Genomic DNA, 14,438 nt, shown 5'->3' on the forward strand with positions numbered 1-14,438 from the left:
TAAGCAGATTACCTTCGGTCTCAGCCGGGTTTGTGACGAATACGTAAGTCCTCTGTGGAGTGGCTTCGTTTAAATTTGACATGAAAAGCCGTAGACGCTGTTGGTCTATGGCTTTTTTGTATGCGCATTTTGAAGAAGAAAGGGTGAGCCCAGTGACGTTGGATGTTAGCAAAATACACGCAGAGCTTAAACAAATTGAACAAGAGGAAGGCGTTCGGATCTTATATGCCTGTGAATCTGGCAGCAGGGCGTGGGGATTCCCGTCCAAGGATAGTGATTATGATGTGAGGTTCATCTATGTAAGACCAGTGGAATGGTACTTGTCAATCTTTGAGAAACGGGATGTGATCGAGCGCCCAATCAGCGATCTTCTTGACATCAACGGTTGGGATTTGAAGAAGGCGTTGAATTTGTTTCGCAAATCGAACCCGCCTCTGCTCGAATGGCTTCAATCGCCGATTCCATATCTGGAGTCGTTCAGCGTGACAGAGAAGATCCGTCAGCTCTCTCCGCTGACTTTTTCCCCACGATCGACTATGTATCACTACTTGCGTATGGCGAAAGGAAATTTCCGGGAGTATTTGCAAGGCGATCTTGTTAAAATCAAAAAATATTTCTATGTGCTGCGGCCCATACTCGCATGCGGATGGATTGGGAAGTACGGCACGATGCCGCCGATGGAATTTGAAGAGCTCGTGGAGCAAATGCTTCCAGCCTCGACATTAAAAGAAGAAGTATATACCTTGTTGACTCGCAAAAAGGCTGGCGTCGAATTCGACTTAGAGCCGAAAATATCGGTGATCAACGACTTTTTAGAGCGGCAAATCGCTTATTTTGAAGAAACCGCCAAACACATTTCAGACTCTGGAGAAAAGCAGGATCAAGCTTTAGATGGTTTGTTCCGAGATGCACTGAAGGAGGTTTGGGGTTCATAGAGAGGATAAAATCGAATGAAAGAAAATTATGTTCAACACGTTCAGCTCCCTTCGGGGGTTGTCCATGTTTATGCAGCGCCTGAGCTGTTTAAAACGTTAGATTATCAAATTTTTCAGATGGCTAACAACAATTTGCAGATCCCGAATCAAAAGTTTATGAGCTATACGCCAGATGTGCATGTAGGTGTAGGTACATGTATCGGGACAACGGCTGCGTGGCAGACTCACGATGGTTATGTGTCGCCATCGATCGTTGGCAGTGATATCGGCTGCGGCATGAGAGTGCATCTGACGAATCTGCATAAGGATGAGCTCAAAGATGTGAAGCTGCGCCGCAAACTCGTGAAGACCATTGAGAAATATTTGCCTGTGGAGGATCACGCGCGTGGTCAATTCTCCGATGTCCGTTTGGAGCATGTTGTGACCAAAGGTCTGCACGGCTTGCCGAAAAAATACATCCCGGATGGCTATACGCCTAAGAAAGCGACCTCCCTTACACATGTCGAGTGCAGCAAATTTTCATTGGATGAAAATGTGTTGAATCGCTTCCCGAATGCCGTCTGGCATCGTTCACACCGACAGCTTGGAACGCTGGGCAATGGGAACCATTTCGCCGAAATACAAGCAATTGAGATCGCTGAAGAGAACCGCGAAGTGGCGGAAGCATGGGGCCTGTTTGACGGCCAAGTCGTTGTTATGATCCATTCCGGATCGCGCGCTTGGGGCGGCTCCGTCAGCCAAGTAAGCAGCAGCGACATGGTGAAAGTCATGCGGACGCTGGGATTGGGAACCGCAGATCCGAAGCTGCTTTTTGCTCCGCTCGAGCATTCGGCAGCCCAAACCTACGTTAACTTGATGTACTCAGCGCTGAATTATGCCGTTGTGAATCGCCATCTCATCGCTTATGCGATTCGTGAGGCTGGTAAAGATGTTTTCGGGTCAAAGTTTGAAATGACGACCTTGTATGATCTCATGCACAACTACGCCTGGGAGGAGAAACATGAGGGCGATTCCTACTTTGTACATCGCAAGGGAGCGACGCGCTCACTTCCCGCAGGGCACCCGGATAATCCGCAGCCTTATATGCACACGGGGCACCCTGCGCTGATTCCAGGTTCAATGGGAACGGCTTCCTATATCATGGTTGGAGCGCCAGGCGGCAAAGCCAACTTTCACTCCATCTGCCATGGTGCAGGCCGCATCCGCTCGCGAAGTGCAACGAAAAGGCTGATTACGCTAAGCGAATTTGCCGCCTCCATGCGTGTCGGGACCATGGATGAAATCGTTGTGAATCAAAAGTCATTAGAGGCGATTCTTGATGAATCACCTCAAGCTTACAAAGATGTCGATCAAATTATAGAGAGTGTCGTCGGAGCGGATTTGGCTCAGGTTGTAGCAAAGTGCAAGCCCATGGCGACAGTAAAAGGTGTCAAATGAAGAGGGATTACAAGGTGAAACTAAGAGAAGTAACTACGGCTGCCGTATCTGTTCCGAATGGTGCTGAAGGCAGCCCGCTCACGGCATATGGGGATTATGCTTATGTGCTGAGGAGCATTCAGAGTGTGCTGAGCGATTTATATGGCAAGGATTATGAACCTTATGTAAGTGATGACGGGAAAGAAGAGTATTGGGAGTTATTGGAACAGGATGTCAAAACGGGAAGTCCTTATGTTCAGCATGTTACGAAAATTTTCGATCATATGGAGTCGCGTGCATTTGGCATGCAAGGAGATAGTGAAGCTTCGTCTTACCACACATTTCCGACCTTGCGCAATAACGTCTTTGCCTATCCGGATTGGGGAATTGCGCTAGCTAGGGTTCCTATTTTTCGGATGCATGGGATTGGTGCTGAGGATTTTGTTTTTGCTGTGGATGACGCCAGTCTTCAGCGGTTTCTGGAACAGTCGCGGCAGCGCAGGAGAGACTTGGATCGGCGGCAAGTGACGATTTTTACAGATGGCCCCCACGGCATGGAAAAAGAACTGGCACCTATAACACGCATGGTCGACCGTACCGATGTCATTATGAAAGTTGAAGTGAAGCGAGATATCTTTAGGTCCATTGATCAGTTTTTTGATGAGGATCGAACCTTTTTTAAGGAATATCAGCTTCCCTATAAAAGAGGCATACTGCTCTATGGCAAACCAGGGAACGGGAAAACAACACTGGTGAAATCCATCGCAGGCAGTGTGCAAGCCCCTGTTGCCTATTGGCAAATCACAGAGAATACGTGCAGCGATTCTATCCAAGAGGTATTTCAAGCAGCAGCGAATCTAGCGCCAATGATTCTTGTGATTGAAGATATCGATGCGATGCCTCAGCGGGCTAGATCTTATTTTTTGAACATTTTGGACGGCGCAACATCGAAAGAGGGTATCTTTCTCATTGGTACGACTAATTATCCCGAACAAATTGATCCGGCACTGATGAACCGCGCAGGGCGTTTTGACCGTGCTTATGAAATTAAGCTTCCTGATGTGACGCTAAGGCAACTCTATTTGGAGCAAAAGGGGATTGGCAAGCTGTTGACCGATGATGTACTGAAGGTAACCGCGATGCAAACGGAAGGTTTTACTTTTGCCCAGCTAAATGAATTGTACACAGCCGCAGCGCTTCAATGGCATTACGAGCAGCATGTGGATATTGAAAAGCTGGTGAAGGCAATGAGATCAGATTTGCAAAAGGGGCAATCGATGTCTTGGCTGAAAGAGGACTCGGGGGTTCGAGTTGGATTTATGATTGGTTAGTGAGCATAGATAGGAGGATGTGATTCGAAATGGTTAGTACACATGTACAAACAAAGTTAAGTAAGTTGATGAGTAAAATATTGCGGCATGCTCCGTTAAAATTCGGTCTGCTGCTTGATTCTGTTGATGGTTCTTGCGAGGTTGCTGATTTATTGCAAGTAATTCGTGGTCAGTCAGGGTGGTCGGAACTTAGTTTGCCTGATTTGGAGGAAGTGGTCGAGCGTTGTGAAAAGCAACGTTTTGAGATCATTGGTGGTCGCATCAGAGCAAGGTATGGACATAGCCATGACAAAGTCAGCTATCCTGCCGACGTGCCTCCTATGGTGCTTTATCATGGTACGAATGCGCAAGCTGCGCTGATGATATTGGAGCAAGGTTTGCGCCCTATGCAGCGTCAATATGTACATTTGTCTGAAGGGCTGCATTTTGCGACGTTGGCTGGTAAGCGTAGAGGGGAACTTGTCATTTTAAACATCGATACAGTGAAAGCTAGCCGTGCGGGGATCAAGTTCTATTATGCAGGAAATGAAGTTTGGCTTGCGGACGCCGTTCCTGCGGAGTTTTGCAGTATTTTGAGTATAGAGAGGGAGAGTGGTCGGAGTGAATAAGCTTATTGACATCGGAGTTAATTTGATGCATCGATCATTTGAGGGCGACCGTGATGAGGTAGTCACAAAAGCGCTTGAGGCAGGTGTGTCACCTCTGATTCTCACTGGCACAAGCGAGCGGAATAGCGATTCGGCCATGCGATATGCGGCGAAATTCCCCGGACAGCTGTTCACGACAGCAGGCATCCATCCGCATGATGCGCGGAATTGCACATCACGAACGCGGGATACATTGCGACGATTAGCAGCGATACCGCAGGTTGTTGCAATTGGAGAGTGTGGCTTGGATTACAACCGCGATTTCTCGCCACGTGATATCCAGCGCAAATGGTTCGAGGAACAGATCCAGCTTGCCTGTGAGCTGGAAAAACCTCTCTTTCTGCACGAGCGAGAGGCACATCACGATTTCGTGCGTATTTTGAAGCCTTACTTAAGCAAAGGAAATTATAAAGCCGTTGTCCATTGCTTCACGGGATCATCCCAGGAACTTGAAACCTATCTGCAACTGGGCATGCATATTGGGATCACCGGTTGGATTTGCGATGAACGTAGAGGCAAGCATCTGCGCGAGCTGGTGAAGCGGATACCCTTGGATCGTCTGATGCTGGAAACGGATGCTCCTTTCCTGACGCCTCGTGATTTGCCCGATAAGCCGAGAGATGGTCGGAATGAGCCGAAGTTTCTTCCTCATGTCGCAGCAACCGTTGCTACTTGTTTGGGTATCACGGTGAAGGAGGTTGCGGAAGCGACAACGAGTACGGCGAAGGCGTTTTTTGGACTGCTTTAGTGTCTCGGGTGGGCGTAAGGGAACTACAGGGCGTTATTTGTTTGAAATGCGGGATTCTCGCGAACAGAGGGAACTGTGGTCCGTTATTTATCCGTTTTCTGAGAGAAAACGGGGTTTGGCGGGCGAATAAGGCCCTGTAGTTCCGCTTGGAAGCGGAAAGGGGCTGGTTTCGTTGGAATAGCGGACCGTAGTTCCTCGAAGGTGTCCCGGCAGCCACTTGAATGCAGCAGGTTTTGAGAGAAAAGAGTCGAATCTATGAATGAATTCAGCCATTTTGTCATTTTCATAGTATAATAGTTCCTAATGACATGTGGAGGAATTAAAATGACATTAATTAAGCAGCTTCAAGCACCAGAAGAATTTGTTGGTTTTTATCTCATTAAAGAACTAGAAGTCAAGCAAACGAACACAACGCCTGCTAAGGATTTCATGGATATCGTGCTGTGCGATGCAAGTGGGCAGATTTCAGCAAAAATGTGGGACGTCAGCGCCGCTGATAAGGAAACATTTTTCCCGATGACATTGGTGAAGGTTCAAGGGGTCGTTCAGACCTATCGCGATAGATTGCAAGTGAAGATTGCTAGAATACGCAAGGTACTACCAGAAGATGGCGTACAAATGACGGAGTTCATCCGATCGGCTCCTATTAGTCCTGCTGATCTTATTCATACCATAAATGGCGTTTTGGAAAGCATTGAGCATCCAAACATTAAAGCGATTGTTTCTTTTTGCGTGGCGAAGGTTGGGGAGAAGCTTAATCATTATCCGGCTGCCAAAACGCACCATCATGCCTATTTCGCAGGGTTAGCCTATCACATTGTACGGATGCTGGAAATTGGCGAGTTCATATGTAAACAGCGCCCGTTTCTTAATCCGGATCTAATCAAAGCAGGCATCATTTTGCATGATATCGCGAAGCCCGAGGAAATGATTGCGCAGCTGGGCATCGTGACGGAGTACAGCGTGCAAGGCAAGCTGCTCGGTCATATTTCGATGGCGTCGAATTGGATTACGGAGGCGGCATTGCACCATGCTTTGGATTTGCAAGCCGACGTGGTTGTCGGTCTGCAGCATATCGTGCTGTCGCATCATAATTTACCGGAATGGGGAAGCCCCGTGCTGCCGCAAATTCCTGAGGCTGTAGCCTTGCATTACATCGATTCGATGGATGCGAAGCTGCAGATGGTCGAGGATACTTTGCAAGTGACTCCGGAGACGGACGCTTGGACGCCTATGATTCGCGGGTTAGAGAATAAGGCGATGTATCGTTTAAATTTATAAAGAAAAACCGTCAGAGCTATTGAAGCCCTGACGGTTTTTTTATAACTAAGGTTCAAAGCCCCAGCCTTTTCCCCTGCTTAAACCGTTTAATCACCACTTGCGTGTTCACGCGAACAACGCCACTCCGTTTATAGAGGTTTTGATACAAAAATGCCTCTAATGCAGCTTCATCTTTCAGGAGAGCATGCACATGCAGCGAACTGTTTCCTGTCATTTGATAAATCGAGATGACATTGGCATCATCTGAAAGCTGATTGCCTACCTCTTCGGTAAAACGCGGCTCTACCTCCACTTCGAAAAAGGCGCTGACGACCTTTCCTAATTTTGCAGCATTCAATCGAATGGTGAAGTTCTCGATGACTTCATTGTCGATCAGGTTTTCTACTCTTTTTTGAATAGCTACACGCGAAAGGTTGAGGATTTCTCCGATTTTGGCGTAGGAAAGGCGGCCATTGTTATGCAGCAGCCTGATAATTTCTTTATCCACTTGATCGAGATGGGAAAGTTCCATATGATATAACTCCTTACATAGAAAAATATATTCAGTTGATGATAAAGATAATATTTTACGAAAAATAATAAGAAGAGCGGTTGATGCCTCTTTGTATGTTAATAAACATAACATAAATATAGATTATTTTAAATGTATGTAATATAAATTAACGCGTCAGAACGGTGGAGTGAAGAGAGAAATAGGTATCACCACAGAGCCGAGCATATCTCAAGTAATTATCACCTCTTAATTGGTAAGAGTGGGCTATATTTGTTTGACTATTGTTTACTTGGTAAAAGAAGGGAAAGTGCGTATCCTGTCGAATTTCATTTATTGTTAAACATTGTAAGTTAAGTTTGGACGGGGATGGTGAACACATGAAGCGGTTTTCTCAAACGCTTTGGTTAGTGGTACTTGTTGTTGTGTTGAGTAGTGTGTTTTTAATGCCGCGAGCAGATGCCAGTGAACTTTCAGATAGAATGCAAACGATTTCGGAGTATTCAATTATGTGGGGGGATCCATCAGAAGGTTTGGAAAGTGTTATGGCGTCCTCGCCTGAGCGATGGAAGATAGTGAAGAGCGGTGAAGCTATTCCTAAGAAACCGAAGGACATTACTACTGCGTGGATAAGAATCAAACTACCTTCTCAAATTCCCGAAAACTATGGGATGTTTATTCAGGGTTTATACGCTGAGCACCTTACGGTGCATATTGGGCATCGATTAGTCCAAGAAAGTAAGATTGGATTTTCTTACGACCAACAAAGCAGTCTTTTCCCTATTAGCAGTGAAGATGGTGGAAAAACTATTTTTATGAAACTTGAGACTTCAATGGGGCGTTTGGGCATAATTTCTGCAATTGCGCTGGATGATTATGATATTCTATTGAGATCCTATATACTTGGAGACTTACAAAATATTATTCTAGGGTGTGCATTTCTTTTCATAGCTTCAATAATGTTGCTAGGATCGATATTCCTAAAAAGAGTTAATCTTACAGACTGGATTTTAGTTAGTGTGCTCTTTGTATCACTTGGTATCATTTTTATTACGTACACGCCTTTCCTATATGCAAGTTTCCCGAAATATGGGGCGATATTTAGTGTTAGCTTCGATATTTCACTTAATGTTTTTTTACCGGCACTAACCTATTATTTTGAACGAATTTTTGGTGATGGTAAAAATAATGTAATTTCTTGGGTTAGAAAGTTTCAAACGGTGTATTCCGTTTTTACAGTTATTTGCTTGTTAATTAACGTATTAAATGATTATCGATTTAATAAAGTTTATTTTTTTGTATCTGTTACGATTTTGGGGATTATAATGATTCTTCAGTTTAGTTTACTCATTGGATCATCGGTATTACTCATGTTCAGAGGGAACAAAGAAGCTGTAATATTTTCAGCAGGGTTTGCCTCACTTGCCTTTATGAGCACACTAGATCTTGTTCTCTACTATGTGAACTCACAGAACAAGCAGATTTTTCTATGGAAATGGGGGATATTGGGATTCATTATAGCCCTTATTATAATAATGGGAAGGCGATTTTCAATCAATCAAGAACGCATTATTAATTATTCTAAAGAACTAGAATATTACAATCATCAGCTTCAGCAATCGGAAAAAATGGAGATTATCAGTCAATTAGCGGCATCAATTGCTCATGAGGTGAGAAATCCGTTGCAGGTAACACGAGGCTTTTTGCAGCTTGTTGCTTCTCGTTCAGATAAGAAGAGCCAGGAATATATGACAATTGCCATCGAAGAGTTAGATCGAGCTTCCGTCATTATTACGGATTTCCTAACTTTTTCTAAACCACAGGGAGAGGAAATTAAGAAGTTAAATCTTTTCGAGGAGTTTAGGCAAATTGAAGGCATCATCTTTCCTTTGGTTGCACTGAATAGTGGAAGGATAAATGTCGATGTCCCTGAACACTTGCTTATCCAGGGTAATTCATCAAAATTAAAACAAGTACTGATAAATCTAATTAAAAATAGCATCGAAGCTTTTCAGGATGATGGCTTTGTGAACATATGGGCTTACGAAAAGCATGAAGAGGTTTATATACATATTAAAGATAATGGGGAGGGAATTGAAGCGGCCCAGTTGACCCGACTGGGAGTACCCTATTATTCTACCAAATTGAAAGGAACTGGACTCGGATTAATGGTCTCTTTTCAAATTATTGAGAATATGAAAGGGAAGGTTGAATTCAAAAGCCAAAAAAATGTGGGCACTGAAGTCATTCTTCGCTTTCCAATTAATAGTAATGAATAGAAAGAGGTGCTACACATTAATTGCGTAGCACCTTTATTAAATTGTTTTACCAAGTAAGGGAAGCAGCACCCGCAGTCACCAGCACCTTAGCCGGATTAGCCGGAATAACAAGCACAAACTCCGTCGAAGTTTCTTCAACCGCGTTCACTGTAAAATCATCCGGGAGATTAATGCCAAAGGTTTCTCTTAGTGCTGCCTTTGGGTTTGCAAGAAGTCGATGTTTGAAAGCTTCATCTTCCCAAGCTTTTTGAATAATTTTTGCTTTTAACTGTTCATGTGATGACATGACAAGCCACTCCCCTTTACATGTAACAGACCTGGAAGCCGCTATTTCTGAATATTAGGGACGAAATGGGATGTTATCGGACTGAGGGGGCGTTATTCACTGTTACTACCCGGGTTAGGGGCTATTTCGAGAGGAATAGCGTCGCACAGGTCCGTTAAATCCTGTTTCGATCTGAAAAGTCATGAATAGGGGGATTTCAGTCCGTTAGGCTCAGCATCTTTACACGAGCCGTTGGTTAATATTACCAACAAAAGGAGTATAGCATGAATTTTCGAAATATTCTATCAAAAATTGCTAGAATTCGACAAAAAATAGGATAAACCGCCAGAAAGAAGCTGCTTTCGCTTTTCTTTGATCTCTTTCGCCGTTGCACGCAAACTATCTACAAGATGAAGATGAAATTCACTAAGCCCTTTCATCGATAACTCTAAAGCAACCAACTCCTCATGATGTGTAGCGGCGATCTCGCTATACCCCTCCAACCCATCACGAACATATATTTGATGTTTGATCCACTCAGACGTCAACGAATCACTCTCTATACGCATCTCACCCCCAAGCAAAAATGCAAGCAAACAATTATAAGAACCCTCGTCCAAATCGTCCTCCCAATCCGCCCAGTCATCCAGCATTTGCAGGGTCACAAGCACCTGTTCAACAGCGCTCGTCACGACAGGGATCAGCTCAGCCTTACCCGCGAGAAGCAGCGCTCCAGTGCTGGCGTTTTTGACAGGACTTGCTTTCCAGGCAACCTTCCTTTGATCCGTGTGAAAGTAATCGCCACTCAGCTCACCTGTAACTGCTTCGGCCCATTCCAGTACGTAAGCCTCGTAATAAGGCCAGAAAGGGGATTGCGGCGGGAACAACGCTCTATACATCTTTTGAAACTGCAATTGAAATAAGTTCGCGAGGGGCAGCTTGTCCTTATGCTCCCCTTTGGCAGCATCCATAATGTCATCTACCACAAAATAATAAAGCATAACGAACACATTCGCTAAACTCAGCTTCTTGACCCTATCTGTCGGCAGATGGGTTATTTCCTGCATCCAATAGGGAAGCAGATAGCAAATATAATTTTTCGTGCTCGATGGCTGGCGCAGGTCAAATTTGGCGAAATAGGCTAGTCCGTGATGATTCAGCGGTTCAGGAAATGCGCGAATAAGACTTTCCGTTTCTGCGAAAACCTCATCCATTTTGACTTTATGAGCGGAGAGCCAATCCATAGGTCATATCCCCCTTTATTGGTATATTTTTGAAACTATCGTAGCACGAATACGACAATGGTACAATCCAAATCCTTCTTAAACCGCCCTGTATCAACGATATATCACATGCAGTTCATTGAAGTTAAGGTTGTTCATATGCCAGTTCACTGAAGTTAAGATTGTTCATACGCCAATTCACCATATTGTTCACACTCCTAGCGAGGCTTCACTACCCGGTTTCTATGCGCTGATTTATGATCGTCTCAAGACACATGCCCCAAGGAGGATCGCACCCAATCATGCTCAAACGCAGAGGTTTCCTTTATGAAATCGTAACGAACAAAATATTGTTTCTCATGCTGCTGCCAACCCTGATCTTCTTCTTTATTAACTCGTACATTCCGATGGTTGGCATCTATTATGCATTCACACGGTTTGACTTCAATGCCGGATTGTTCGGCAGCCCTTTCGTAGGCTTAGACAATTTCTCTTTTTTATGGAAATCCGGCATTTTAATTAAATTAACGCTTAACACGCTTGGGTATAACTTAGCTTTTATCATTTTTGGCAATGTTTTCGCCATTATATGTGCAGTACTGCTGAGTGAAATTCGTAGCGCTTGGTTTAAAAAAATTGCCCAGTCGGTGATGTTCCTGCCCTATTTCATCTCCTTCGTTATTCTGAGTGTCATTGTTTACAACTTATTTAATTATGAGAGCGGATTTCTCAACACAATGTTAAAAGAGTTCAGCACCGAACCTGTCGATGTGTACAACACGCCTTGGGCATGGGTTTTCCTCATTATTATCTTTTATTTGTGGAAAAATCTCGGGTACAGTATGGTCATCTATCTGGCAGCCATCACGGGGATCAGTGAAGAGTATTATGAAGCTGCCAAAATTGACGGTGCGAATATTTTCCAACGAGTCTGGCACATTACGATTCCCATGCTGAAGCCGACTTTTGTGGTGCTTCTCTTATTCTCCCTAGGCAGTATTATGAAAGGCCAATTCGACTTATTTTACCAATTAATTGGAAATAACGGGATTTTGTTCAATGCAACCGATATCATTGACACTTATGTATACCGCTCATTGAAAGTTACTTTCGATGTAGGGATGGCGACTGCAGCAGGGCTGTACCAATCCCTGTTCGGGTTCATCTTGATCATTACCGTCAACTATATCATTCGAAAAATTAATGACGATTACGCTCTATTTTAGGGAAAGAGGTGCTGCTGGCTTGAGAATCAAGGACGAGAAATATATGCATTTGTTCCAAACAATGGCTTATGCCGTGATCATCATCTCTTTTCTAGTCTGCTTGTTTCCTTTCCTGATGATTATTTCGGCTTCGTTCACACAGAATGAATCCATTATTCGAAGTGGATATCACTTTATACCGAAGGTTTTCTCTATTGAGGGGTATAAGACGGTATTTCGATTTCCAGAGCAGGTACTCAAAGCTTACGCTGTGACCATTTTCGTGACTCTGATTGGTACAGCTCTCGGATTGTTTCTCATGACGATGGCGGGCTACGTTCTACAGCGTAAGGACTTCCGATACCGCAATCATTTCTCGTTCTATATTTACTTCACGACGTTATTTGGCGGAGGCTTAGTCCCTTGGTATATCCTGCTGGCCAGTTATTTGAAGCTGACGGACACCTATGCGGTACTTGTGCTGCCAGGGCTCATGAGTCCGTTTCTGATCATCTTGATGCGAAGCTTCATGAAATCAGCTATTCCCGAAGAGCTCATTGAATCGGCCAAAATCGACGGTGCCAATGATTTCAAAATTTACTACAGTGTCGTTCTCCAATTGTCGATGCCCGGTATCGCGACCGTTGGGCTGTTCCTTGCCCTGCATTATTGGAACGGTTGGCTGTTGTCATCACTCTTCATCAATGATCCTAATAAGTATGAGCTGCAGTATTACTTGTACAACGTGATCAATACAATGCGTTTTGTCTCTCAAATGGGGGCAGGAACTGGGGTTGTTATGACCGGCGAAATGCCGACGGAGTCCACGAAAATGGCGATGGCTATCATCGTTACAGGGCCAATTCTGTTTCTGTATCCATTCGTTCAGCGTTATTTCGTCAAGGGATTGACAATTGGTGCTGTCAAAGGTTAGAACCGAAGAAGGAGCTTACAGATTGGCAACCTTCTCGGCTGACATATAACTACACATCTAAAGGGAGGATTCAAATGAAAATGTTAGCAACACACCGATTCTCCGCCATTCTTTCCGGGGCGCTCCTTATCACGGCTCTTACAGGCTGCAGCAGTTCGCCAGAGCCTAAACAAGGGGCAGCAACACCGGCAGCTAGTGCGGCTGCGCCAGCAGCGACAGTCAAGACGGAAGCTCCAAAGAGAGAGAAGGTCGAGCTGCAATTCTACATGCTAGGTAATGCTCCCAAGGATCTGCAAATCATTCAGGACGAGGTCAATAAGCTGGCATTGAAAGATTTAAATACTACGGTGAAATTCAACTATACAACTTGGACGGACTGGGATCAGAAATACAAGCTTCTGCTTTCCTCCGGTCAGCAAGTGGACTTGATTTTTACAGCTGACTGGACACAATATCAATCCTACGCGAAAAAAGGTGCTTTCCTGCCTCTTGATGATATTCTGCCAAAGGCTGCGCCGACGCTAAACAAATATGTGCCGAAGGATATGTGGGAAGCGGTAAAAATAGATGGCAAAATTTATACGGTACCAGCAACGTTCAAAGAGTATGTTACGAATGGGTTCGTTTGGCGTGAAGACCTGAGGGTCAAATACAATTTGCCAAAGCCGACTTCGATTGAAACATTCGAAGCATACATGGACGGCATTAAGAAGAATGAGCCGAACATCCTGCCTTTTGCCAGCGGTGGAGACGGGAATTTGATCGTTAACGGACTTCGTGACGTCGTTCACAACAGCGTGGGATCACCTCTTTACGGCATCGGGATCAACTACAATAAACCAGGTGAAGTTTACTCCTACTGGGGTTCAGAAGAGCACATGGGAGACATCAAAATCGCCAAGCGTTGGATGGATAAAGGTTTTATCCCGAAAAACGTTCTGAACGTGAAAGATTCAACGTGGGATCAGCTTGTCAGCGGCAAAGCAGCTTCTGAATTTGGCGATAACCCGGCACGCTTCAACGATTCTTTGAACAAAATGAAGTCGACGCATCCTGACTGGAATCTTGACTATTATGCCTTCCCGACCATCAAAGGTTATGCGCAGCCTGTTCATCCGATTCACAACGGATTTGCCATCCCTAAGAGCAGTAAAAATGCTGAGCGCGCACTCGAATTCTATGAGAAAATGGTCACGGATAAAGCGTACAATTGGCTTACTTCCTACGGTATTGAAGGCAAGAACTTCCAAGTTGATAATGGCTACTACAAAATGATTGGCGATAACAATTCCAATGGCTTCCCTCGTGAGTCGATGAATAGCTGGGCATGGCGTAACCCTGATTTCATGCTGTTCGAGAAAAGCTTTGATGGGGTGAAAGCGATCTATAAGGATCTGGATAAAATCCAAAAACCGGATATCTTCACTGGGTTTGCTGAGGATTACAGCTCTTACCAAGCAGAGAAAGCAGCGCTGGAGCAAGTAGAGAAGCAGTATTTATGGCCATTGCAGCTAGGGCTTGTAGCTGATCTAGATGCAGGCATGAAAACATTCATGGAAAAAGCGAAGCAAGCTGGACTTGAAAAGGTGCAAGCGGAGTACAAGAAGCAATGGCTTCAATATGTGAATGAAAAAGGCATTAAATAATAGGAAACGGCCGCCTTGCTGGTTGCAGGGCGGCTGTT

General features: G+C 44.6%; 13 protein-coding genes. 10 read left to right on the forward strand and 3 right to left on the reverse strand.

What is annotated here, in order from left to right:
* The first annotated feature begins 107 nt into the window (after positions 1-107).
* The 6 genes from GQF01_RS22655 (at position 108) to GQF01_RS22680 (ending at position 6,358) form a co-directional block, all read left to right on the forward strand.
* The gene (locus GQF01_RS22655) at positions 108-935 is read left to right on the forward strand and encodes a nucleotidyltransferase domain-containing protein (RefSeq protein ID WP_161408937.1); all 828 of its coding nucleotides are present in this window, start codon (positions 108-110) and stop codon (positions 933-935) included.
* A gap of 15 nt (positions 936-950) precedes the next feature.
* Complete coding sequence (locus GQF01_RS22660; RefSeq protein ID WP_161408938.1) at positions 951-2,372, forward strand: RtcB family protein; 1,422 nt, start codon at positions 951-953, stop codon at positions 2,370-2,372.
* A 14-nt stretch (positions 2,373-2,386) separates the two neighbouring features.
* Positions 2,387-3,682, forward strand: coding sequence for an ATP-binding protein (locus tag GQF01_RS22665; protein WP_328803512.1), 1,296 nt, complete (start codon positions 2,387-2,389; stop codon positions 3,680-3,682).
* A 29-nt stretch (positions 3,683-3,711) separates the two neighbouring features.
* Complete coding sequence (locus GQF01_RS22670) at positions 3,712-4,290, forward strand: RNA 2'-phosphotransferase (RefSeq protein ID WP_161408940.1); 579 nt, start codon at positions 3,712-3,714, stop codon at positions 4,288-4,290.
* Positions 4,283-5,077, forward strand: coding sequence for a TatD family hydrolase (locus tag GQF01_RS22675; RefSeq protein WP_161408941.1), 795 nt, complete (start codon positions 4,283-4,285; stop codon positions 5,075-5,077). The genes GQF01_RS22670 and GQF01_RS22675 overlap by 8 nt, the downstream gene beginning before the upstream one ends.
* A 324-nt stretch (positions 5,078-5,401) precedes the next feature.
* Positions 5,402-6,358 (forward strand): 3'-5' exoribonuclease YhaM family protein, encoded by a 957-nt coding sequence (locus GQF01_RS22680; protein ID WP_161408942.1) that lies wholly within the window; start codon positions 5,402-5,404, stop codon positions 6,356-6,358.
* 52 nt (positions 6,359-6,410) lie between these two features.
* Here the strand turns inward: GQF01_RS22680 and GQF01_RS22685 are convergent, their stop codons facing one another.
* Positions 6,411-6,869: an Lrp/AsnC family transcriptional regulator gene (locus GQF01_RS22685; RefSeq protein WP_161408943.1), complete on the reverse strand. Its 459-nt coding sequence runs from the start codon at positions 6,867-6,869 to the stop codon at positions 6,411-6,413.
* A 359-nt stretch (positions 6,870-7,228) separates the two neighbouring features.
* Here GQF01_RS22685 and GQF01_RS22690 point away from each other — a divergent pair, with 359 nt between their 5' ends.
* Entirely contained in the window at positions 7,229-9,127 is a 1,899-nt protein-coding gene (locus tag GQF01_RS22690; RefSeq protein WP_161408944.1) for a sensor histidine kinase, read from the forward strand.
* Positions 9,128-9,173: 46 nt separating this feature from the next.
* Here the strand turns inward: GQF01_RS22690 and GQF01_RS22695 are convergent, their stop codons facing one another.
* Together GQF01_RS22695 and GQF01_RS22700 are read right to left on the reverse strand one after the other, a co-directional pair.
* Positions 9,174-9,413, reverse strand: coding sequence for an NHLP leader peptide family RiPP precursor (locus GQF01_RS22695; protein WP_161408945.1), 240 nt, complete (start codon positions 9,411-9,413; stop codon positions 9,174-9,176).
* A 284-nt stretch (positions 9,414-9,697) separates the two neighbouring features.
* Complete coding sequence (locus tag GQF01_RS22700) at positions 9,698-10,636, reverse strand: hypothetical protein (RefSeq protein WP_161408946.1); 939 nt, start codon at positions 10,634-10,636, stop codon at positions 9,698-9,700.
* A gap of 281 nt (positions 10,637-10,917) precedes the next feature.
* Between GQF01_RS22700 and GQF01_RS22705 the strand changes: the two genes are divergently transcribed.
* The 3 genes from GQF01_RS22705 to GQF01_RS22715 all read left to right on the forward strand — a co-directional run bounded on the left by GQF01_RS22705 (position 10,918) and on the right by GQF01_RS22715 (position 14,400).
* Entirely contained in the window at positions 10,918-11,841 is a 924-nt protein-coding gene (locus GQF01_RS22705) for an ABC transporter permease (protein ID WP_202556603.1), read from the forward strand.
* Positions 11,842-11,860: 19 nt separating this feature from the next.
* A complete protein-coding gene (locus GQF01_RS22710; protein WP_161408948.1) occupies positions 11,861-12,754 on the forward strand; it encodes a carbohydrate ABC transporter permease in 894 nt (297 codons plus the stop codon).
* A gap of 74 nt (positions 12,755-12,828) precedes the next feature.
* Positions 12,829-14,400 carry an extracellular solute-binding protein gene (locus GQF01_RS22715; protein ID WP_161408949.1) on the forward strand — a complete coding sequence of 524 codons (1,572 nt, stop codon included), beginning with the start codon at positions 12,829-12,831 and terminating at the stop codon, positions 14,398-14,400.
* Positions 14,401-14,438 lie beyond the last annotated feature (38 nt).

The organism is Paenibacillus silvestris (genome assembly GCF_009882985.1).
GTDB lineage: Bacteria > Bacillota > Bacilli > Paenibacillales > NBRC-103111 > Paenibacillus_E > Paenibacillus_E silvestris.